This is a genomic window from Rhizobacter sp. Root1221, from assembly GCF_001425785.1.
Classification (GTDB): domain Bacteria; phylum Pseudomonadota; class Gammaproteobacteria; order Burkholderiales; family Burkholderiaceae_C; genus Rhizobacter.
In genome coordinates, this window is record NZ_LMDI01000075.1 from 187,114 (window position 1) to 209,852 (window position 22,739).

At 68.4% G+C, this 22,739-nt stretch carries 17 protein-coding genes; all 17 read right to left on the reverse strand.

Annotated elements, in window-relative coordinates; translation table 11 throughout:
* Nucleotides 1-6 precede the first annotated feature (6 nt).
* The gene (locus tag ASC87_RS29285) at nucleotides 7-1,635 is read right to left on the reverse strand and encodes an alpha/beta hydrolase (protein ID WP_056671514.1); all 1,629 of its coding nucleotides are present in this window, start codon (nucleotides 1,633-1,635) and stop codon (nucleotides 7-9) included.
* 13 nt (nucleotides 1,636-1,648) lie between these two features.
* Nucleotides 1,649-2,983, reverse strand: coding sequence for an NAD(P)/FAD-dependent oxidoreductase (locus ASC87_RS29290; RefSeq protein ID WP_056671516.1), 1,335 nt, complete (start codon nucleotides 2,981-2,983; stop codon nucleotides 1,649-1,651).
* A gap of 34 nt (nucleotides 2,984-3,017) precedes the next feature.
* Nucleotides 3,018-4,376, reverse strand: coding sequence for a dicarboxylate/amino acid:cation symporter (locus ASC87_RS29295; RefSeq protein WP_056671518.1), 1,359 nt, complete (start codon nucleotides 4,374-4,376; stop codon nucleotides 3,018-3,020).
* A 21-nt stretch (nucleotides 4,377-4,397) separates the two neighbouring features.
* A complete protein-coding gene (gene lipA / locus ASC87_RS29300) occupies nucleotides 4,398-5,387 on the reverse strand; it encodes a lipoyl synthase (protein WP_082569049.1) in 990 nt (329 codons plus the stop codon).
* A complete protein-coding gene (locus ASC87_RS29305) occupies nucleotides 5,347-7,644 on the reverse strand; it encodes an NADP-dependent malic enzyme (protein ID WP_056671522.1) in 2,298 nt (765 codons plus the stop codon). Before ASC87_RS29305 ends, lipA begins: the two co-directional genes overlap by 41 nt.
* A gap of 31 nt (nucleotides 7,645-7,675) precedes the next feature.
* A complete protein-coding gene (locus ASC87_RS29310; RefSeq protein WP_056671524.1) occupies nucleotides 7,676-8,488 on the reverse strand; it encodes an alpha/beta fold hydrolase in 813 nt (270 codons plus the stop codon).
* An 11-nt stretch (nucleotides 8,489-8,499) separates the two neighbouring features.
* On the reverse strand, nucleotides 8,500-10,248 hold the full coding sequence (gene lpdA, locus ASC87_RS29315; RefSeq protein WP_056671526.1) for a dihydrolipoyl dehydrogenase: 1,749 nt from the start codon (nucleotides 10,246-10,248) through the stop codon (nucleotides 8,500-8,502).
* Nucleotides 10,249-10,264: 16 nt separating this feature from the next.
* Nucleotides 10,265-11,845 carry a dihydrolipoyllysine-residue acetyltransferase gene (gene aceF / locus ASC87_RS29320; protein WP_056671528.1) on the reverse strand — a complete coding sequence of 527 codons (1,581 nt, stop codon included), beginning with the start codon at nucleotides 11,843-11,845 and terminating at the stop codon, nucleotides 10,265-10,267.
* 8 nt (nucleotides 11,846-11,853) lie between these two features.
* Nucleotides 11,854-14,517, reverse strand: a complete 2,664-nt coding sequence (aceE, locus tag ASC87_RS29325; RefSeq protein ID WP_056671530.1) for a pyruvate dehydrogenase (acetyl-transferring), homodimeric type — start codon at nucleotides 14,515-14,517, stop codon at nucleotides 11,854-11,856.
* A 363-nt stretch (nucleotides 14,518-14,880) separates the two neighbouring features.
* The gene (locus ASC87_RS29330; protein WP_082569050.1) at nucleotides 14,881-16,053 is read right to left on the reverse strand and encodes a patatin-like phospholipase family protein; all 1,173 of its coding nucleotides are present in this window, start codon (nucleotides 16,051-16,053) and stop codon (nucleotides 14,881-14,883) included.
* A gap of 10 nt (nucleotides 16,054-16,063) precedes the next feature.
* Nucleotides 16,064-16,939: a hypothetical protein gene (locus ASC87_RS29335; RefSeq protein WP_056671532.1), complete on the reverse strand. Its 876-nt coding sequence runs from the start codon at nucleotides 16,937-16,939 to the stop codon at nucleotides 16,064-16,066.
* A gap of 28 nt (nucleotides 16,940-16,967) precedes the next feature.
* Nucleotides 16,968-18,455 (reverse strand): Do family serine endopeptidase, encoded by a 1,488-nt coding sequence (locus ASC87_RS29340; protein WP_056671534.1) that lies wholly within the window; start codon nucleotides 18,453-18,455, stop codon nucleotides 16,968-16,970.
* A 171-nt stretch (nucleotides 18,456-18,626) separates the two neighbouring features.
* The gene (locus tag ASC87_RS29345) at nucleotides 18,627-19,070 is read right to left on the reverse strand and encodes a hypothetical protein (RefSeq protein ID WP_056671536.1); all 444 of its coding nucleotides are present in this window, start codon (nucleotides 19,068-19,070) and stop codon (nucleotides 18,627-18,629) included.
* A gap of 111 nt (nucleotides 19,071-19,181) precedes the next feature.
* Nucleotides 19,182-19,586, reverse strand: a complete 405-nt coding sequence (locus tag ASC87_RS29350) for a hypothetical protein (RefSeq protein WP_056671538.1) — start codon at nucleotides 19,584-19,586, stop codon at nucleotides 19,182-19,184.
* 26 nt (nucleotides 19,587-19,612) lie between these two features.
* Nucleotides 19,613-20,050, reverse strand: a complete 438-nt coding sequence (locus ASC87_RS29355; protein ID WP_056671540.1) for a hypothetical protein — start codon at nucleotides 20,048-20,050, stop codon at nucleotides 19,613-19,615.
* Between the two features lie 152 nt (nucleotides 20,051-20,202).
* A complete protein-coding gene (locus ASC87_RS29360; protein WP_056671542.1) occupies nucleotides 20,203-21,981 on the reverse strand; it encodes an ABC transporter ATP-binding protein/permease in 1,779 nt (592 codons plus the stop codon).
* A 30-nt stretch (nucleotides 21,982-22,011) separates the two neighbouring features.
* A complete protein-coding gene (locus tag ASC87_RS29365) occupies nucleotides 22,012-22,542 on the reverse strand; it encodes a porin family protein (protein ID WP_056671544.1) in 531 nt (176 codons plus the stop codon).
* Between the last annotated feature and the right edge of the window lie 197 nt (nucleotides 22,543-22,739).

Sequence of the window (22,739 nt, forward strand, 5' to 3'; positions counted from 1 at the left end):
CGGCGTTCAGCTCGCGGTGGTTTGCACATAGCGCCCGGGGGCGGCTTCGATGACGGGGAACTTGGTTCCGCCGGCCTTGCGCGGCGCGGCGACGAGCGGCCCGGCATGCGGCCGCAGCCAGTCGCTCCAGGCCGGCCACCAACTGCCCTCGATCTGTTTCGCAGCGTCCAGCCAGGCCGGCGCATCGGGCTGAAGCGCCCCGGTCCAGTGGTGGCGCTTGCGCTTGGCCGGCGGGTTGATCACCCCGGCGATATGACCGCTGGCGCCGAGCACGAAACGGCCGTCGCCGCCCAGCAGCTGCGTGCTGGCATAGGCGGTCTGCCAAGGCACGATGTGGTCCTCGCGCGAGGCGTAGATGAAAGCGGGCGCCTTGATCTTCGACAGATCGACCGGAACGCCGCATTGCAGCGTGCCGCCCGGTTCGCGCAGGCGGTTCTCGAGATAGGTTTGGCGCAGATACCAGCAGTACATCGGGCCCGGCAGGTTGGTGTCGTCGCTGTTCCAGAACAGCAGGTCGAAGGCCGGCGGCGCCTTGCCCTTCAGGTAACCGTTGACCACATAGGGCCAGATCAGGTCGTTGGCGCGCAAGGCCGCGAAGGCCTGCGCGAGCTCACGCCCGCGCACCAGGCCGCCGGCGCCGATGCTGGTTTCGCGTTGGGCGACCATCGCCTCGTCGACCATCAGGCCCAGCTCGCCGGTGTCGGAGAAGTCCAGCATCGTCGTCAGCAAGGTCACGCTGGCGGCCAGCTGCTCGCCGCGAGCGGCAGGCACGGCCAGCGCGCTGGCGAGCAAGGTGCCGCCGATGCAGAAACCCAACGTGTTCAGGCGGTCGGTGCGGCTGATGCGGCGGGCCACGTCCAGCGCCCGCAGCACGCCCTCCTCGATGTAGTCGTCCCAGCCCAGCCGGCCCTGTTCGGCCGAGACATTGCGCCAGGACACCAGGAACACCGTGTGGCCCTGGGCGACGGCGTAGGCCACCAGCGAGCTGTCGGGCTGCAGGTCGAGGATGTAGAACTTGTTGATGCATGGCGGCACGATCAGCAGTGGCCGCTGGTGCACCTTGGCGGTGCTCGGGGCGTACTGAATCAGCTGCATCAGCTCGTTTTCGAACACCACGCTGCCGGGGGTCGTGGCCAGGTTGCGGCCAACCTCGAAGGCACTTACATCCGACATCGCGATGCGGCCCTGGCCCAGGTCGGCCTGGAACAGCCGCGCACCTTCGACCAGGCTGGCGCCGCCGCTGTCCAGCGCCATCTGCATCGCCTCGGGGTTGGTGGCCAGGCAGTTGGCCGGGCTCATCGCATCCACCACCTGCCGCAGCGCAAAGCCCCATTGCGCCTTGCTGCGCGCGTCCAGCGGCGCTGCGGCCAGGGCCTGGCTCAACATCGTGCTGAGCTGCAGGTACCCTTTCGCCAGCGGCGCGAAGCGCGGGTCCTGCTGCCACGCGTCGGCGGCGAAGCGGCGGTCGGTGGGCGCGCCGGCGCCCGGGTCCAAGGCGCCGGTCCAGAACGCGGTGATCTGCGCCAGGCCCTGCTGCCAGGCCTGCAGCGCCGGTTCAGCGGCGGGCCACGCCGCACCGGGCGCCTGCATCAGGTCGTCCAGCCACGCAGTGGGGTCGATGGGAGGTGTGGTCATGACAGTCACCCGTTCAATGCAGCTTGACGTGGGGCTCGGTGCGCCGGGTGATCAAGCGCGCCAGCGTGTCCAGCGCCATCTTCGGAAAACCGTGCAGCGCCAGCTCGTGCATCTTGTAGAGCGACACATACATCAGCCGCGCGAAGGCGCCTTCGACCATCAAGCTGCCGCCGATCAGCCCGCCCATCATGTTGCCGACGGTGCTGAACTCGCCCAGCGATACCAGCGAGCCGAAGTCGCGGTAGCGGTAGTCCTTCAGCGCCCGCCCGCGCAGGCGGCGCTTGATCTGCGCGGCCACATGCGAGGCCTGCTGATGCGCCGCCTGGGCCCTCGGCGGCACGAAGCCACCCTTGCCGCCATTGGCCTCGGGCCAGGCGCAGGCTGCGCAATCGCCAATCACGAAGATGTCGTCGTCGCGCGTGGTCTGCAGGCTGGGCCTGACGACGAGCTGGTTGCTGCGGTTGCTTTCCAGCCCGGCCAGGTCTTTCAAAAAGTCGGCGGCCTTGACCCCGGCAGCCCACACCACCAGCTCGGCCGGCAACCTGCGGCCATCGGCCAGCAGCACCCCATCGGGCAGCACCGCGGCCACCTTGGCGGTGGTGTGCACCAGCACGCCGAGCTTTTGCAGAAGCGCTTCGGTCGCCGCCGACAAACGCGGCGGCAGCGCCGGCAGCACGCGCTCGGCGGCCTCGATCAGGTTGACCTGGATGTCCTTCTCGGCATCGACGCGGTCCAGGCCGTAGGCCACCACCTGGCGCGTGGTGCGGTGCAGCTCGGCCGCCAGCTCGACGCCGGTGGCCCCGGCGCCGATGATGGCCACATGCAGCTGCTCCGGCCGCAGCGGCGTGGGCTGTGCATGGGCGCGGATGCAGGCGTTGACCATGCGGGCATGGAAGCGCTGTGCATCGGCCTTCGATTCCAGCTTCAGCGCGAAATCGCCGACTCCCGGCGTGCCGAAGTCATTGCTCAGGCTGCCGATGGCCAGCACCAGTGTGTCGTAGCCGAACACCCGGTCTGGCGTGACCTCGCGGCCCTCGTCGTCCAGATAGGGCGCGACACGCACCTGGCGCCGCTGCCGGTCCAGCGCAGTCATCTCGCCGATGCGGTAGTGGAAGTGATGCCAATGAGCCTGTGCCAGATAGTCCACCTCATGGGCGCTCAAGTCCATGCTGCCCGAGGCGATCTCGTGCAGTTTGGGCTTCCACACATGGGTGCGGTTCTTGTCGATCAGCGTGATGTCGGCCTGGCCGCGCTTGCCCAGCGTGTCACCCAGGCGCGTGGCCAGCTCCAGGCCTCCGGCACCACCACCGACGATGACGATGCGGTGCGGCGCTATCGTGCTGCGCATACCGTGGCTCCTGTCCGTGAGGGCCGCATCGGTCTCAGCGTGCCGGGCCAGCCGGCATGCGGGTTTCGACGGCATCCAGCACCACCTCGGGCTCGTCGGCTTCCACGTCGGACTCGTTGTCCAGGTGGCGCCGCATGCGTTCGGTGTCGAGGTCGCCGGTCCACTTGGCCACCACCACGGTGGCCACGCCGTTGCCGATCAGGTTGGTCAGCGCCCGTGCTTCCGACATGAAGCGGTCGATGCCCAGAATCAACGCCAGCCCGGCCACCGGCACATGGCCCACCGCCGACAGCGTGGCCGCCAGCACGATGAAGCCGCTGCCTGTCACGCCGGCCGCGCCCTTGGAGGTGAGCAGCAGCACCAGCAGCAGCGTCAGCTGCTGCGTCAGCGTCATCGGCGTGTTGGTGGCCTGGGCGATGAACACTGCGGCCATCGTCAGGTAGATCGAGGTGCCGTCGAGGTTGAAGGAGTAGCCCGTCGGGACGACCAGGCCGACCACCGACTTCTTGGCCCCCAGGTTCTCCAGCTTGGCCATCATCCGCGGCAGCACCGATTCGCTGGACGAGGTGCCCAGCACGATCAGCAGTTCTTCCTTGATGTACTTGATGAACTTCCAGATCGAGAAGCCATGGAAGCGCGCGATGCCGCCCAGCACGATGAAGATGAAGAACAGGCAGGTGGCATAGAACGTCGCCATCAGCTGGCCCAGTTGCAGCAGCGAGGACACGCCGTACTTGCCGATGGTGAAGGCCATGGCGCCGAACGCGCCGATCGGAGCCACCTTCATGATGTAGCCGACGATGACGAAGAGCACGTGCGAGAACTTCTCGATGAAGTCGAACACCAGCGTGCCGCGGCCACCGAACTTGTGCAGCGCAAAGCCGAACATCACCGCGACCAGCAGCACCTGCAGGATCTCGCCCTTGGCGAAGGCGTCGACCACCGTGCTCGGGATCACGTTGAGCAGGAAGTCCGTGGTGCTGGCCATCTTGCCCGGCCCGGTGTAGGCCGCGATGCCCTTGGTGTCCAGCGTGCTGGCATCGATGTTCATGCCGGCGCCGGGTTGCACGATGTTGATGATGACCAGGCCCACCACCAGCGCGATGCTGCTGACGATCTCGAAGTACAGCAAGGCCAGGCCACCGGTCTTGCCGACCTTCTTCATGTCTTCCATGCCGGCGATGCCGACCACCACGGTGCAGAAAATGATGGGGGCGATGATCATCTTGATCAGCTTGATGAAGCCGTCACCGAGCGGTTTCATCGCCGCGCCGGTCTCGGGCCAGAAGTGGCCCAGCAACACGCCGATGACGATGGCCGTGATGACCTGGAAATAGAGCGACTGGTAGAACGGCTTGGATACAGGCTGGTGGTCCACGAAGGTCTCCTTCATTTGTGCTGCCGCTGTCTGGGTTCAGACGCCGGCGGAATGCGCCTGCTCGTCGGCGTGGTAGCTCGATCGCACCAGCGGCCCACAGGCCGCGTGCGCAAATCCCATGGCCCGCGCCTTTGCGGCGATGGCTTCGAAAACCCGGGGCTCGGCATAGCGCTGCACGCTCAGGTTGCCCGGCCGCGGCTGCAGGTATTGCCCGACCGTCAGCATGCTCACGCCGTGCAGACGCAGGTCGTGCATCGCCTCGATCACCTCGCCGTCGGTTTCGCCCAGGCCCAGCATCAGGCCGGACTTGGTCGGAACCTGCGGGCAGCGCTCCTTGAAGGACTGCAGCAACCGCAGCGAATGGCCATAGTCCGCACCCGGCCGCGCCTGGCGGTAGAGGCGCGGCACGGTCTCGAGGTTGTGATTCATGACGTCCGGCGGGTCGGCGGCCAGGATGTCCAGCGCGATCGTCAACCGGCCTCGAAAGTCCGGCGTCAGCACCTCGATGCGCGTGGCGGGCGACCGGGCGCGCACCGCGCGGATGCAGGCGGCGAAATGTGCTGCGCCACCGTCGCGCAGGTCGTCGCGGTCCACGCTGGTGATCACGACGTAGCGCAGGCTCAAGCGCGCCACCGTGTCCGCCAGGTGCCCTGGCTCCAGCGCGTCGGGCGGCTGCGGCCGGCCGTGGGCCACATCGCAGAACGGGCAGCGGCGCGTGCACAGGTCGCCCAGCACCATGAAGGTGGCCGTGCCCTTGCCGAAGCACTCTCCGATGTTGGGGCAGGACGCTTCTTCGCATACGGTGTGCAGGCTGGCCTCGCGCAGCGCCTGCTTGACGGCGAGAAACCGCTCGCCTTGCGGCACGCGAACGCGGATCCATTCGGGCTTGGGCAGCGCGGCGGCAGCCTCGACCTTGATCGGAATGAGGGCGGTCTTGGCCACGCCGCGCTGCGGCGCGGCCACGTGGATGTGGTCCATCGAGGCTTCAGCCGATGGCATGGTGGGTCCCCCGCTGCGAACTCGCATCGACCACCGCCAGCGCGGTCATGTTGACGATGCGCCGCACCGTCGCCGACGGCGTGAGGATGTGCACCGGCCGCGCCGCGCCAAGCAGGATGCCGCCGACGGTGATGCCGTTGCCCGCCGCGATGCGCAGCAGGTTGTAGGAGATGTTCGCGGCATCGACGTTGGGCATCACCAGCACATTGGCTTCGGTGCCCAGGCAAGAGTCGGGAAACTCCTGGTCCAGGATGGTCTTGGACAACGCGGCGTCGCCGCGCATCTCGCCTTCGATCGCGAGCGTCGGGTCGAAAGCCCTGACGAGGGCCAATGCCTGCCGCATCTTCACGGCGGCGGGTGCGTCCGAGCCGCCGAAACTGGAGTGCGAGAGCAGCGCCACGCTGGGCGTCACGCCGAAGCGGCGCACCTCCTCGGCCGCGAGCAACGCGATCTCGGCAACCTGCTCCGCCGTCGGGTCGCGGTTGACGTGGGTGTCGCAGATGAACAGCTGGCGGCCGGGCAGCATGAGCATCTGCATCGCCGCCAGCGTCTGTGTGCCCGGGCGCAGGCCGATCACGTCGCGCACATGGCGCAGGTGCTCGCCATAGCTGCCGAAGGTGCCACACAGCATCGCGTCGGCGCGGCCCTGGCGCACCAGCATCGAGGCCAGCAGGGTGCAGCGGCTGCGCATCTCGACGCGCGCCATGGCGCGCGACACGCCTTCGCGGCGCTTGAGCTGGAAGTAGTCGTCGGCGGCGTCGCCGTACACGGCCGGGTCTTGAAGATCGATGAGCTCGCAGTCCGTGCCCGGGGTCAGCCGCAGGCCGTATTCGGCAATGCCACGGGCGATCACTTCCGGACGGCCCAACAGCAGCGGCCGCGCCACGCCCTCGTCAACCACCACCTGGGCGGCGCGCAGCACCCGTTCGTCCTCGCCTTCGGCGAAGACCACGCGCTTGGGCGCCCGCTTGGCCGCGGCGAACAGCGGCTGCATGCTGCTGCTGGATTTGTAGACGAACTGCGACAGACGCTGGCGATAGGCCGGCATGTCGGTGATGGGCCTCGTGGCGACGCCGCTGTCCATCGCCGCCTGCGCCACCGCCGGCGCCACCACCTCGATGAGGCGGGGATCGAAGGGCTTGGGGATCAGGTAGTCGCGGCCGAAGCGCAGGCCGCTGGCGCCGTAGGCCTGCGCCACCACTTCCGGAATCTCGGCATGGGCCAGCTCGGCGATGGCGCGCACGGCCGCCAGCTTCATCGCCTCGTTGATCGTGGTGGCGCCGGTGTCCAGCGCGCCGCGGAAGATGAAGGGGAAGCACAGCACGTTGTTGACCTGGTTCGGATAGTCCGAGCGGCCAGTGCCGATCACCGCATCGGGCCTTGCCGCCAGCGCGTCCTCCGGCAGGATCTCCGGCGTCGGATTGGCCATCGCCAGGATGATGGGGTTCGGGGCCATCGCCTTGACCATCTCGGGCTTGAGCACGCCGCCGGCCGACAGGCCCAGGAAGATGTCGGCGCCCGGGATCACATCGGCCAGTGTGCGGGCGCTGGTGTCGCGGGCATAGCGCGCCTTGTTCGGGTCCATGCCCTCGCTGCGGCCCAGATAGACCACCCCCTTGGCATCGCTGACCAGGATGTTCTCGAGTTTCAGGCCCAGGCTCACCGCCAGGTCCAGGCAGGCCAGCGCGGCGGCACCGGCGCCGGAGGCCACCAGCTTGACCTCGGCGATGTTCTTGCCCACGTGCGTCAGCGCATTGAGGAGGGCCGCCACGGCGACGATGGCCGTGCCATGCTGGTCGTCATGGAAGACCGGGATCTTCATGCGCTCGCGCAGCTTGGTCTCGATGTAGAAGCACTCGGGCGCCTTGATGTCCTCGAGATTGATGCCGCCGAAGGTGGGCTCCATGCGGGCAATGGTCTCGATCAGCGCGTCGGGGTCGTTCTCGGCCAGCTCGATGTCGAACACGTCGATGCCGGCGAACTTCTTGAACAGGCAGCCTTTGCCCTCCATGACCGGTTTGCTCGCCAGCGGTCCGATATTGCCCAGGCCCAGCACGGCCGTGCCGTTGGTGATCACGGCCACGAGGTTGCTGCGCGCCGTCAGGTTGCCGGCCTCGCGCGGATCGTCGGCGATGGCCAGGCAGGCGTCGGCCACGCCCGGCGAATAGGCCAGCGCCAAGTCGCGCGCCGTGGCCATGGCCTTGGTCGGCGTGACCGAGATCTTGCCTGGGGTCGGATAGCGGTGGTAGTCGAGTGCGGCTTCGCGCAGGGTGTCGTCGCTCATGTCGGGTCTCCTTGTCCTGTCGTATCGGTATTCAGCCGGTGCTGGCCGCCACGGGCAGCCCGGGCGGCCCGTGTTCTTGCAGGGCCTGCTTCACCAGCGCCAGGAAGGCCGCCGGCTGGTCGGCGTGCACCCAGTGGCCTGCATCGGCCACCACCTCGACCCGCGCCAGCGGGAACATCGGCGCGAAGTCCGAGCCATCCCGTTGCGCCACGTAGCCCGAGCGCCCACCGGCGATCACCGTCACTGGCCGATCGAAACGGGCGCCCAGCAGCTCGCTCGGGAGGCCGCACAGCTGCGGCATCGCGGCGCAGATGCCCGCCAGGTTGATGCGCCAGTCGAAGCGATCGTTGTGCAGCACCAGGTTCTGCATCAGGAAGGGCACCACGCCGGGGTCCGGCACGGCCTGCTGCAGGCGCCGCTGGATCTCGGCGCGGCTGGCCGCGGCCGTCACGTCGGCACCGCTCATGGCCTGGGCGAAAGGTGTCAGCGTGTCGGCATAGGACACCGGCGCGATATCGACAACGATCAGGCCGCCAACGCGCTGCGGCTGGCGCAGAGCCATCGCCATCGCCGTCTTGCCGCCCATGCTGTGGCCGATCACCGCCGGCGCGGCCAGTCCCAGCCGGTCCATCAGCTGCAGCACGTCGTCTGCCATCTCCACATAGCTCATCGTGTCGGACCAGGGCGAGGCGCCGTGGTTGCGCAGGTCCACGCTGTGCACCGTGTGGGTGGCGGCCAGGTGGCGGGCGATGCTGCGCCAGTTGCCGCTGGAGCCGAAGAGCCCGTGCAGCATCAGCAGCGGGGGGCCGCTACCGACAGTCTCGAAAGCCAGGTTGAGTGCCACGGTGCCACGCCTTATTTCTTCTTCTGCGGCGGCAGATCGGTGCAATGGCCTTCGAAGACCTCGGCGGCCATGCCGATCGATTCACCCAAGGTCGGGTGCGGGTGGATGGTCTTGCCGATGTCGGCAGGCTCGCAGCCCATCTCGATGGCCAGGCAGACCTCGCTGATCAGGTCGCCGGCATGCGTGCCGACGATGCCGCCGCCGATGATGCGGTGGGTGGCCTCGTCGAACAGCAGCTTGGTGAAACCTTCGTCGCGGCCGTTGGCGATGGCCCGGCCCGATGCCGCCCAGGGGAACACCGCCTTGCCGATCTTGATGCCCTCGGCCTTGCACTGCTCCTCGGTCTTGCCGGCCCAGGCGACCTCGGGGTCGGTGTAGGCGACCGATGGGATCTGCCGTGCGTCGAAGTACGCCGCCTCCCCGTTCGCGGCTTCGGCCGCGACGTGCGCTTCATGCACCGCCTTGTGCGCCAGCATCGGCTGGCCGACGATGTCGCCAATCGCGAAGATGTGCGGCACGTTGGTGCGCATCTGCTTGTCGACGGGGATGAAACCCCGGTCGGTGACCGCGACGCCGGCCTTGCCGGCGGCGATCTTGTTGCCGTTCGGGCTGCGGCCCACCGCCACCAGCACCAGGTCGTAGCGTTGCGCTTCCTTGGGTGCCTTCTCGCCCTCGAAGCTGACCGCGATGCCGGCCGCTTCGGCCTTGGCACCGACCGTCTTGGTCTTCAGCATGATGTTGTCGAAGCGCGGGGTGTTGAGCTTCTCCCAGACCTTGACCAGGTCGCGGTCCGCGCCCTGCATCAGCCCGTCGAGCATCTCGACGACGTCGATGCGTGTGCCCAAGGTCGAATACACGGTGGCCATCTCCAGGCCGATGATGCCGCCGCCGACCACCAGCATGCGTTTCGGGATCGACTTCAGCAGCAGCGCACCCGTCGAATCGACCACCCGTTCGTCGTCGGGCATGAAGGGCAGCTTCACCGCCTGCGAGCCGGCCGCGATGATGGCCTTGGCGAACTTCACGATCTTCTTGCTGCCATCGGCCGCGACCACCTCGAGGTGGTGCGGATCGACGAAGCTGCCGACGCCGGTGAGCACCTGCACCTTGCGCGCCTTGGCCATGCCGGCCAGTCCGCCGGTGAGCTTCTGGATGACGCCGTCCTTGAAGCCGCGCAGCGCGTCGATGTCGACCTCGGGCGCGCTGTACTTGATGCCGTGCCGGCCCAGCGACTTGACCTCGTCCATCACGCTGGCGGTGTGCAGCAGCGCCTTCGACGGGATGCAGCCGACGTTGAGGCACACGCCGCCGAGCGTGGCGTAACGTTCGACCAGCACGGTTTTCATGCCGATGTCGGCGCTGCGGAAGGCGGCCGAGTATCCGCCGGGGCCGGCGCCGAGCACGAGAACTTCGCACTCGACATCGGCCTTGCCGGCAAAGCTGCCGGCGGCCGGGGCGACCACCGGCGCGGCCGCGGCTGCCGGCGGCGGTGCCGGCACAGGTGCCGCTGCAGCGGCACCCGCCGGTTCGATCACGAGGATCACCGAGCCTTCACTGACCTTGTCGCCCAGCTTGACCTTGAGCTCCTTCACGGTGCCGGCATGGGTCGACGGGATCTCCATCGACGCCTTGTCGGACTCGACCATGATCAGCCCGGTCTCGACGGCGATCACCTCGCCCGGCTTGACCATCAGCTCGATGATCGCGACATCCTTGAAGTCACCGATGGCCGGGACTTTGACTTCCACGAGTTGCGTCATGGGAGGATTCCTTCGGTCAGAACAGAACACGCCGCAGATCGGCGAGCACGTTGGCGAAATGGACGTTGAAGCGCGCGGCGGCGGCGCCGTCGATCACCCGGTGATCCCAAGACAGCGACAGGGGCAGGATCAGCCGCGACTGGTACTGCTTGCCGTCGCTGGACACCTGCTTCCAGTAGCTCTTGCACACACCCATGATGGACACCTCGGGTGCATTGATGATCGGCGTGAAGTAGATGCCGCCGATGCCGCCCAGCGACGAGATCGTGAACGTGCCGCCTTGCATCTGGTCGGGCTTCAGCTTGCCGTCGCGCGCCAGCTTGGCCAGCTCGCCCATCTCCCTGGCGATGTCGGGTACCGTTTTCCTGTCGACATCGCGTATCACCGGCACCATCAGGCCGTTGGGCGTGTCGGCGGCAAAACCGATGTGCCAGTAGTTCTTCAGCACCAGCGCCCCATCGTCGAGGCTGGCGTTGAACTCGGGGAACTTCTTCAACGCCGCCACCGCCGCCTTCATCATGAAGGGCAGCATGCTGAGCTTGACGCCAGACTTCTCCAGCTCCTTGTTCATCTGCACGCGAAAGGCTTCGAGGTCGGTGATGTCGGCCTCGTCATGTGTCGTGACATGCGGAATGACGACCCAGTTGCGGTGCAGGTTGGCGGCCGAGATCTTCTTGATGCGCGACAGCTCCTTGCGCTCGACCGGGCCGAACTTGGCGAAGTCCACCTTGGGCCAAGGCAGCAGGTCGAGGCCGCCGCCACCGGCAGAGGCCGATGCAGGGGCCGGTGCCGGTTTGGCTGACGAAGCGCCGCCCTTGGCGAACGCCAGCACGTCGTCGCGCACGATGCGGCCGTGGTCGCCGGTGCCCTTGACCGCGCCCAGGTCGACGCCCATTTCACGCGCCAGCTTGCGCGCCGCCGGGCCGGCGTAAGCCAACGCGAAAGCGGTTTCGTCGACGACTGCGCCAGTGGCCGCGGCGGCCACAGGCGCTGGCGCTGGCGCTGGCGCCGCAGCGGGCGCCGTCGGGGCGGCCCCCACCCCTTCGCCGGTGGCCAGCGTCATGATCATCGATCCTTCGCTGACCTTGTCGCCCACCTGCACCCTGATCGCCTGCGCCACGCCGGACAGCGGCGCGGGCACGTCCATCGTCGCCTTGTCCGACTCCAGCGAGACCAGCGGGTCCTCGGCCTTCACCGTGTCGCCGACCTTGACGAACACCTCGATCACCGGCACGTCCTTGAAGTCGCCGATATCGGGCACCCTGACCTCGGCCAAGCCGGCCGGCGCGCTCACCGCCGAGGGCGGCGCGCTGACACTGGGCTTGGCGGCCTCGGCGTGCGCGGCGGTCGCGGCCTCGCCTTCGAAGACCATGATCACGCTGCCCTGGCTGACCTTGTCGCCAAGCTTCACCAGGACGGACTGCACCTTGCCGCCGCGCGGCGCCGGCACCTCCATCGTCGCCTTGTCGGATTCCAGCGAGACCAGCGGATCTTCGGCCTTCACCGTGTCGCCGGCCTTCACGAAGATCTCGATCACCGGCACGTCGCTGAAGTCGCCGATGTCAGGCACTTGGATATCGATTGTCGTTGCGCTCATGTCCTGCCTCACACCGTCCAGGGGGCCGCACGCTCGGCATCGAGCCCGTATTTCGCGATGGCCTCGGCCACGACGGCCGGCTTGATCGCGCCGTCGTCGGCCAACGCCTTCAGCGCGGCCACCACCACGTGCCAGCGGTCCACCTCGAAGAAGCGGCGCAGCTTGCGCCGATAGTCGCTGCGGCCGAAACCGTCGGTGCCCAGCACCGTGTAGCGCCGGCCCGCGGCCTGCACGTACTCGCGCACCTGGTCGGCGTAGTTGCGCATGTAGTCGGTGGCGGCAATCACCGGGCCGTCGTGCCCGGCGAGGCACGACTCGACATGGCTCTTGCGCGCGGGCTCGGTTGGATGCAGGCGGTTCCAGCGCTCCACCGCCATGCCGTCGCGGCGCAGTTCGTTGTAGCTGGTGGCGCTCCAGACGTCGGCGGTGACGCCGAAGTCGGCCTTCAGCAACTCGGCCGCGAACATCACCTCGCGCAGGATCGTGCCGCTGCCCATCAGCTGCACGCGCAAGCCCTTCTTCGCGGTCTTGCCGCCGTCGCTGAGCTGGTACAGGCCCTTGAGGATGCCCGCCTCGCTGCCCTCGGGCATGCCGGGGTGCGGGTAGTTTTCGTTCATCAGCGTGACGTAGTAGTACACGTCTTCCTGCTCGGCATACATGCGCCGCATGCCGTCGCGGATGATGGTCACCACCTCGTAGGCGAAGGTCGGGTCGTAGCTGATGCAGTTCGGTATCGTGCCGGCCAGGATGTGGCTGTGGCCGTCCTCATGCTGCAGGCCCTCGCCGTTCAGCGTGGTGCGGCCCGCGGTGCCGCCGAGCAGGAAGCCGCGGGCGCGGATGTCGCCGGCCAGCCAGGCGAGGTCGCCCACGCGCTGCAGGCCGAACATCGAGTAGTAGATGTAGAACGGAATCATCGGCACGTTGTTCGTGCTGTACGAGGTGGCGGCGACGATCCAGCTCGACATCGCCCCGCCTTCGTTGATGCCCTCCTGCAGCACCTGCCCGTCCTTGGACTCGCGGTAGTACATGAGCTGGTCGGCATCCTGCGGCTTGTAGAGCTGGCCGAGGGACGACCAGATGCCCAGCTGCCGGAACATGCCTTCCATGCCGAAGGTGCGCGACTCGTCGGGCACGATGGGCACCACGTGCTTGCCGATCTGCTTGTCGCGCACCAATGTGCCCAGCATCTGCACGAAAGCCATCGTGGTGGAGATTTCGCGCTCGCCGGTGTCCTTGAGCAGGCGCTCGAAGGTGCTCAGTGGCGGGATTTCCAGCGCCGTCGATTGGCGCCGGCGCTGCGGCAGATAGCCCCCCAGGGCTGCGCGCCGTGCACGCAGGTATTTCATCTCGGGGCTGTCTTCGGCCAGCTTGATGAAAGGGATGTTGGGCAGCTCTTCATCCGACACCGGGATCTGGAAGCGGTCACGAAAACCGCGCAACGCATCCTGGGTCATCTTCTTGGCCTGGTGGGCAATCATCTGCCCCTCACCCGACTCGCCCATGCCGTAGCCCTTGACCGTCTTGGGCAAGATCAATGTCGGCTGGCCGGTGTGCTTGACGGCGGCGGCGTAGGCGGCAAACACCTTCACCGGGTCGTGCCCGCCGCGCGTCAGCCCCCAGATCTCGTCGTCGCTCATGTCGGCGACCAGGGCCCGCGTCTCCTCGTACTTGCCGAAGAAATGTTCGCGCACGTAGGCGCCGCTCTTGCTCTTGAAGTCCTGGTATTCGCCGTCGACGCACTCTTCCATCCGCGCCAGCAACCGGCCGCTCTTGTCCTTGGCCAGCAGGGCGTCCCAGCCGCTGCCCCACAGCACCTTGATGACGTTCCAGCCGGCGCCGCGGAACACGCTTTCCAGTTCCTGGACGATCTTGCCGTTGCCGCGCACGGGGCCGTCCAGGCGCTGCAGATTGCAGTTGATGACGAAGACCAGGTTGTCCAGGTTCTCGCGGCCGGCCAGCGAGATCGCGCCCAGCGATTCGGGCTCGTCCATCTCGCCGTCGCCCATGAAGGCCCAGACCTTGCGCAGCGCCGTATCGGCCAGGCCCCGGCCATGCAGGTACTTGAGGAAACGCGCCTGGTAGATCGCCATCAGCGGGCCCAGGCCCATCGAGACCGTGGGGAACTGCCAGAAGTCGGGCATCAGCCAGGGGTGCGGGTAGGACGGGATGCCCTGGCCGTCGGTTTCCTGCCGGTAGTTGAGCAGCTGCGCTTCGCTGAGCCGCCCTTCGAGGAAGGCGCGGGCATAGATGCCCGGCGAGCTGTGGCCCTGGATGAACAGCAGGTCGCCGCCATGCGTGTCGGTGGGGGCGTGCCAGAAGTGGCCGAAGCCGATGTCGTAGAGCGTGGCCGCCGACTGGAAGCTGGCGATGTGGCCGCCCAGCTCCGACGAATCCTTGTTGGCCCGCAGGATGATCGCCATGGCGTTCCAGCGAATGATGGAGCGCAGCCGGTGCTCCATGGCGCGGTCACCGCTGCTCTTCTCCTCGCGCTCCGGCGGGATCGTGTTGCAGTAGGCGGTGGTCAGTGAGCGCGGCACGTACACGCCGTCGCGCCGCCCCTGATCGACAAGCTGATTGATGAGGTAGTTGCTGCGTTCGCCGCCACGGTGCTGCTGCACCGCGCTCAACGCGTCCATCCATTCGGCCGTTTCGGTCGGGTCGAGGTCGCCCATGCCTGGTCTCCTGTTCTGCGGTCTTGTCGCGCATCTGGCGATGCGGCCTGCCTGGATGTTTGCAACCCCCATGCCACGTGACATTGGCGACAGACTTCGCGCCAAGCCATTGATTTCAAAGGCATTGCAAAGGCGTGGCAGAGAGGCGCGTCCGCCGATCCGGATTTCGAGGCCGTGTCTCGTCCGGCGGGCCGGGCCGGCGCCTACAAGCAAACCCTGAGTCGGCGTCGCGGCGCTGGACGGCGACAGTGAGGAGGGGCTCGGCGGGGACGCGCCGCGTGCTCAGGCAGGCGCCTGGCAGCCTGCGGGACCGCTGTGCCGTGGGCTCAAGCGGGATCGCCGTGGATCACACAGGCAAAGCGTTCACGGCGTGCCGTCGGCGGTGAGGTCGAACAGGTGCACGCCCGTCCTGCTGCGTTCGTGGTGAACCCAGCGTGGGTCGCGCAGGGTGCGCGCCATGTCGGCCTGACCGGCGTCCCAGTGCTCCTGCATCGACAGGCGTGAAAACTCATAGTCCTTGGCGTGGCCTTCGCCGTGCCTGCTGCGATAGATCAGGTGCACGACATCGACGGCGCTCTCGCAGCGCAGGCGGGCGAGCGCGAGCACGTCCGGGTCGGTGCGCAGCGCGGACGGCAGCTTGGCGATCAGGCGTCGCGCGGCCTGGGCCACCATCCGCCGGTCGATCTCGTTGTTGGTGTTCAGCCGCGTGCGGCTGGAAAACCGGATGTCCTTCTCACGCGCCGCCACCTCGGCCAGCGTGGTGGGCAACGCACCGCGGGCGGAGAACAGGTCCACCTGGAAGATCACCCGGCGTCCGTCGCCCGGTTGGTCGAGCACGTACTGCAGCGGCGTGTTCGACACCAGCCCCCCGTCCCAGTAGTGTTCGCCATCGATCTCCACCGGCGCAAAGCCGGGCGGCAAGGCACCGCTGGCCATGATGTGCCGCGCGTCGAGGCGTTGGCGGGCTGAATCGAAGTACTCGAAATTGCCCGTGCGCACGTTGACCGCGCCAACCGACAAGCGCATCGGGCCCGCGTTGATCAGGTCGAAGTCCACCAATCGCTCCAGCGTCTGCTGGAGCTCCGAAGTGTCGTAGAAGCTGATCGCCGCCGGCGTGCCGAAGGGCTGGAAGGGTGCCGGCGGGAAACGCGGGGCGAAGAAGCCCGGCACGCCGAACATCATCACCTGGGCCGCGCTGACGCCGTTCAGCGTCTCGCGCAGGTTCGCCCCCGCCGCAAAGGCCGCCGGAAGGCCCGACGAACTCACCAGTTGCCAGAACTCCCGCAGGCGCGCAACGCGTGCATGCGGTGGGTTGCCGCAGATCAGCGCCGCATTGATGGCCCCGATGGAGATCCCGGCCAGCCAGGTGGGAGGGCTCCATTCCCTGGACAACGCCTCGAACACGCCCCCTTGGTAGGCACCGAGCGCACCACCGCCCTGCAGCACGAGGATGCACTCTTCGTGGGGGTGTGGCGGTACTTCGGCCGTTCGGGCCGACAGGAGGGCAGCGGCGTCGGTGGCGGTCAGCGCGTTCATGTGTCCGCGCTCACCAACCATCGCCATCGCCAGTCGATCCCGCGGCATCGTTCCCGCCGCCCCAGCCATCGCCCGTCCCGAGGTCGATGGGCCGCTCCGACAACGCGCGCCCGGCAGTGTTGTCGAACGCGTCATCGTCGAACCGGCCCGGCGTGAGCCCGGCCAGGCCCAGCAGTCCCGTGCCACCCGGACCCGCTTCGCGATGGCCTTCCAACATCTTCTCGGCGAACATGCCGGCCGCAACACCCCCGGCGACCGCGAGGCCCGTCCCTAGCAGGCCGCTGCCCGCGCTGGCGGCAGGTGCTGCAGGGGCGTACCCTTGTGAATACCCCGGCGCGTAACCACTGAAGCCGGCCCCGCCCGAAGGCCCCGGCACGACGGCCGGCTGACCACCCGGCATCACGGCCTGCCGGCCCGCGCCGAACGCCCGCCACGCGACCAGCACCAGCCCCGCGACACCCACGCCCCAGACCCAACCCGGGATGCCACCCAACGGAGACGCCGGGGGTGGTGCACGGAGCACGGGCGAGGCGACCTGCGCCACCGGCAGCGTCCGCCCCGCAGCGGCGCCTTGCGTGCGATCCAGCAACTGCACGAACGCGTTGTACTTCCCGGGCTGCGTGAAGCTCAGGCTCGGATCGATCCGCTTGGCCTGGGCCGCCTCTTCGGCGGCGAGCGCGAAGTGCTGGTCATGCGCGAGGATCTCCGCGTAGACGTAGCGCGCCCTGGCACTGTCGGGTTTGCCGGCAACGACCTCGCGCATCATGTCTTCCGCGTGTGCGTAGTGGCCCTTGCCGATCTCGTCCTGCACGGCACCGAGGCTCGGCAACGCGAAGGACGGAAACGTGAGGATGGCGAAAGACGCCGCGACCAGAAAGCGTTTCATGAGGAATCTCCGAAGACGTTCACCCGTTTCAACCCAAGCGCAACGGCACGTACAACTTCGTGCCACCGCGCTGCACAAGAAGGGCCACCGCATTGGCGGACCGGCCCGCGGCGGCGCCGGCCTGCTCCACGGTGGACACGGGCTGGCCATCGATGGCCAGCAACAGATCACCCCGTTGCACACCCGCACGTTCAGCGGGGCCACTGACCCCCTCGATCACCAGGCCGCCGGCCGCCCCGGCGGCACGCGGCTCCCCCGGCTGGAGCGCCCGCAGCGCCAGGCCCAACCGCCCGTGCGGCCCCTTGGCGGCGGCACTGTCGCTGTCCGCCTGGCCGGCGTCGCGCGCTTCGGCATCGTCGAGGCGTGCCTGCACGGTGCGGCGCGCCCCGCGGTGCCACAGGTCGATGGCCACCTGATCGCCCGGCTGGGCCAGGCCCACGATGGCCGGCAGGTCTCCGGACAGGTCGACGACGCGGCCGTTGATGGCCAGCACCACGTCGCCACTTTCGATGCCGGCCCGATCGGCGGCGCTGCCCTTGACGACCTCGGAGATCAGTGCCCCGGCGGGCTTGTCGAGCTTGAACGCTTCGGCCAGCGTCTGGTTCACGTCCTGGATGCCGACACCGAGCTTGGCGTGGCGCACCTTGCCGGTGCTGAGGATCTGTTGTTCGATGCGCTGCGCCACGTCGATCGGAATCGCGAACGACAGGCCCTGGTATCCGCCGGTGCCGGAGTAGATCTGCGAATTGATGCCGATCACCTCCCCCCGCATGTTGATCAGCGGCCCGCCCGAGTTGCCCGGGTTGATGGCCACGTCGGTCTGGAGGAACGGCACGAACCCGTCGCCCGGCAGCGAGCGCCGGGTGGCGCTGATCACGCCGGCCGTCACGGTGTTCTCGAAGCCGAACGGCGAGCCGATGGCCATCACCCAATCCCCCACCCGCGGTGGAGAGGCGGGCGTGGACTCGGGCGCCAGCACCGGCAAGCCGGTGGCGGAGATCTTGAGCACCGCGACGTCCGTCAGCTTGTCCGAGCCGAGCACCTTGGCGCGAAACTCCCGCCGGTCGGTGAGTTTGACCACCACCTCGTCGGCATCGCTGACCACGTGGGCGTTGGTCAGGATCAACCCGTCTGACCGCACGATGAACCCCGAGCCTTCGCCGCGCACCGGCATCTTCAGCTGCGGCGGCAGGCCGCCGAAGCGCTGCTGGAAGCCGCGCAGGAAATCGCGCATGGCCTCGGCGTCCGGGGCGTCTTCCGCGTCGTCGCTCGAGTCGTCGCCCGTCGTCGACACCTTCCGTGTGCCGCTGACGCTGATGTTCACCACGGCCGGGCCGAAGCGCGCGGCAATGCCGGCCATGTCGGGCAATCCGATTGCGACCGGTGCTGCGGCTGGCACCTCCGGGAGCGACTGCGCATGGCCACGTTCAATGTAGCCTGCGGCCGCCAGCGCCAGGGCCGTGGCCGCGGCCACGGCGATGACTGAACGGTGCCGCTGGGGGTTCTCGGGATTCATGATGGGGCTCCGTGTCTGGCGTGGATCGGGTGGAACAGGCGAGGGATTCCGCCGAGTTCATGCTGCGGGTGGCGAGCCTCGCCTGTGTTGCAGGCGAGGCGGGCCGCGTGACAGGTGACATCGTCGACGCCGCCGCGGCGGGGGTCTCCGTGCCCGGCATGTGCCAGGGATTCAGGCTGCATCCCTGGGCCAGTGGAGGTACAGGCTGGCTGGCTGGCCCGGCTTCACGTCGACGCTGCCGCCCCGCCGGACGCCCCCGAACTCGGCCATGACGCGGTAGCGCCCGGCCGGCAGGTTCACGTCGGTCAGGGGGCCGGCATCCTTGAGGCCGAAGACCTCCCTGCCCCGGGCGTCGGTGATGCGCAGCTTCACGTCGGCAGCGTAGGCGTTGTGCTTGCCCTCGGAGAACGCGAGGTGCAGGTCGTAGGGCTCCATGTGGTGCCGCAGGTCGGACACCTGCGACTGGCTGGCCCCGCCGTTCTGGTAGGCATGGTGAGCGACGCTGCCACGCACCACATCGGCCGACGCGGACAAGTCACGGGCCGATGCCACGGTGAAGGCGCCGCCCAGCATGGCGGCCAAGGAGGCGGTGAAGGCGATTCGAGGAGTGTTCATGGTGTGCTCTCATTCGACGCGCGGAGGATTCCGCCAGGACATCGTGCGGGACGCAGGCGCTGCACTTGTTGCAGCCCGGCGCCCGCCGTGAGACAGCTGACATCGGGCCGTTCACCGGAGGTCCGTCATCCCGCCCACCTGCAGGTCGACGGTGGAACCGTGCTCCAGCGTCACGGTGTAGCGCCGCTGCTGGTGGCCGTGCCGGACGTTGACGTGGTAAGTGCCCGCCGGCAGCGCCACGCCGATCGACCCGCGCACTTCGTCGGAGGTGAAGAAGCGGCGGCCCTGCAGGTCGTCGATGCGCACGCCCAGGCATGCCGGCGGGCGGCGGCGCATGGCGGCCATGGCACTCGCGCGCAAGCGATGCAGCAGCAAGGACAGCGCGCCGCCGCCTCCACTGGCATCCGTGGCATGAATCTGCAGCCGTGCCAGCCTCGGCGCCGAGGCGCGGATCGGGCCCGCGGCCGCGGGCGCGGCACCGGCGGCACATGCGCTCGAGGATTCGGATCTCGGCATGGTGTGCGCCGCCTCAATGGTGTGGCTCAGCTCGCCGGCCCGGTCCGGCGCGAGCGCGCCCGCCGCACCAGCACCGTCACCAGCAAGGCTGCCGCGGCGGAGCCCGACAGGACGGGCGACGCCATGAGCCACTGCGCCAGGCCATCGACCGCTTCCACGCTGACCTGCTGGGCGTGGTCGACCAGTGCGATCACATGGTCGGCACGCACGCTCTGCATGTCCTCGGGCCGGACGTGGAAATCCCGCCCGCCACTGCGAAAGCGGGCCGCGGCAAAGATGCCGTCGGCGATGGCGACGAGCGACAGCACGCCCAACGGGCGCAACAACTGCTCGAGCAGGTGGCAGCGTTCCTCCGCGGGGGCGGCCTCGTAGACCTCGGCAACCAGCGCCGGGATGGTGATGTCGAACGCCTGGCCGACAAGTCCGGCCGAAGCCGCGGGGGACGATGTTTCCAGTGCGCTCATGGCAACTCCGTTCTCAGAGAACCCGTTTCCGGCCCGCCGGGCACGCGGGATGGAACTGATGCTCCGTGACGCCATGGCGGGTCCGTGTGTCGGAAGCGGCCGGCTGTGTTGCGTTTGCAATCCGGCAGGCCACGGGCCGCGGCAAGCGGCACTCACGCGCGACGGCGCATCGGAACCGCCGGTGAGGCCAGCACCGCCCCGCCCTCCACGCGCAACACACGGTCGTGGAACGCCGCGAGTTCGTCGCGATGGCCCACGTGCAGGACGGCCGCGTCAGGCAACAGCACGCGCAACCGGCCCAGCAACAGCGACTGCATGGCGGCGTCCAGCGCTGACGTGGCCTCGTCCAGCAACACCCAGTTCGGCTTGTGCAGGAACAACCGCGCAAACTGCAGCCGCTGCTGTTCTCCAGGTGACAGCCGACGGGACCAGGCTTCGGTATGCGGCAGGCGCTCCACCAGCGCGTCCAGCTCTGCGAACTCGAGCGCCTGGCGCATCGCAGCCGTGCCGAACTGGCCGGCATCCAGCGGATATGCCAGCACCTCCGCCAGGCTGGCCCACGGCAGGTAGGGACGCTGCGAGATGACCATCGGCGCCTCGGGCACCCGCACGCGGCCCTCCTGCGCCGGCCAAAGTCCCGCCATCGTGCGCAGCAGCGAACTCTTGCCGCTGCCCGACGGGCCCGTGATCAACACCCATTCGGCGGCTGACACCGAAAGCGCCGCCAGGCTCAGCAGCGCCCGGGCGCCCGGCGGCGCCACGACAAGTTGGTTCGCCGTGAGTGCCGGCACCCTGTCGCGCACCACCGCCGCTTCTACCGCCGCTCCTACCACCACTTCTACCGCCACCGATGGATCGTCCGGCGCCGTGTCCGTGGCCAAAGCCTGTTGAAACGCGGCCAGCCGCAACACCGTCGCGCGCCACTCGGCCAGGCTGGCGTAGGCGTCCACGAACCAGCTCAGCGCGCCTTGCACCTGCCCGAACGCCTGGGCGGTCTGCATCAGGCCGCCCAGCTGGATCTGGCCCGCGAAGTAACGCGGCGCCGCGGCAAGCAACGGGAAGACATTGGCCAGTTGTCCATAGCCGGCGCTGAACCACGTCAGGCGCTTGCTGTAGCGGATGAGCTGGGTCCAGTTGGCTCGAATGGCATCGAAGTGTTCGCGCAACTGGCGATGCTCGGCCGCCTCGCCGCGCGCCAGGGCGATCGCCTCCGCGTGGTCGCGCACCTGCACCAGCCCATAGCGGAAGTCGGCCTCCACCCGCTGCTGGCGGGCATTCGTGGGCACGAGCGGCGCGCCCAGGCGCCGGACCATCCAGCTGCCCACGCCCGCATAGGCCACGGCCACCCACACCATGTAGCCGGGCAGGTCCCAGCCCGGCCCGGGCCACGGCACATGCAGGCTGCCCGACAAGCCCCACAGGATGGCCACGAAAGACAGCAGCGTCACGGAGGCATTCAACAGGCCGAGCCCGAGGTCCAGCGTGGAAGTCACGAAGGACCGGATGTCGTCCGCCAGCCGCTGGTCAGGGTTGTCCAGCGCCGCGCCCTGGGCCGCGGTGCCCAGGCGGTACGGGGTACCCGGCCGAAGCCAGGCCGCGAGCATGTGTTCCGTCATGCCCTGCCGCCAGTGCATCACCAGCCGCTGCTGCGCCACCAGGCGCATGACCGCCAGCACGATGTAGCCTGCCGCGAGCAGCCCGAAGATGCCGAGCTGGTGCCAGAACCCCTTGAGGTCATGGGCCTGCAGGGCATCGTAGAACGCGTTGTTCCATGCGCTGAAGCGCACGTTCACCCAGACGATGGTCAGGGTGAGCGCCACCAGGGCGGCGAGTTGCCACCATGCACCGCGCTGGCTGCGCCAGAACGGCGCGGCCAGCGCCCAGGCGTCACGCAGGCCGTCGCGCCAGAGAGGCGCGGCGGCGGTGGTCACTGCGCCTCGGGGAGACATCGGCGCCGCGCGTCAGAAGCCGACCTTGACGCCGACCGAGAACTCACCCACCTTCGGTTTCGCATCGAAGGCGTCGGAGAAGCGGTAGTACTCGTACTCCCCACGCAGGGCGACCTGCTTGGTCAGGTCGTACTGGAGCCCCGCTCCGAGCTTGAGCGCCGGGCTCGAGTCATCGCCGTTGTTCGTGGTGAAGCGCCCCTGGGCCACACCGGCGCTGCCCAGCACCGAGAGCTTCGGTGCCACCTCGTAGCTGCCCACCGCGTCGACGTACACGCCCCGGAGGTTGACCTTGCCGGCCTCATCGTCGATGTGCCCGAGGTCGAACACACCGCCTTCGACGGCGAAGTTCGGGGTGATCTGGTAGCCGCCGTAGATCTTGCCGCCGACGCCGCTGCCATCGCCGCCGACACCGTTGATGCTGCTCTTGTAGTCGGGGCTGCCGACGCTGCCACCGACGTACGGCCCCTCGGCGTGTGCGGCGCCGATGCCGGCGGCGACGAGGACTGCGGCGGCCAGCGCGGACTTGTGAATGCGGGAGATCATTTGACAGTTCCTTCAGTTCGATACGCATCACCGTGATGCGATGGAACCCATGGTGCAAAAGCCCGTGGTCTGCCGCATTGCGCGATCGGCCTTCCGGATGACAAGTGACATGTGCCTTGCAATGCGCCTCCCGTCGGCGGCAATGACACCCTGCCTTCGCTTCTCGGGCGCCGGCTTCGTACCCGGTGCTTCCTTGA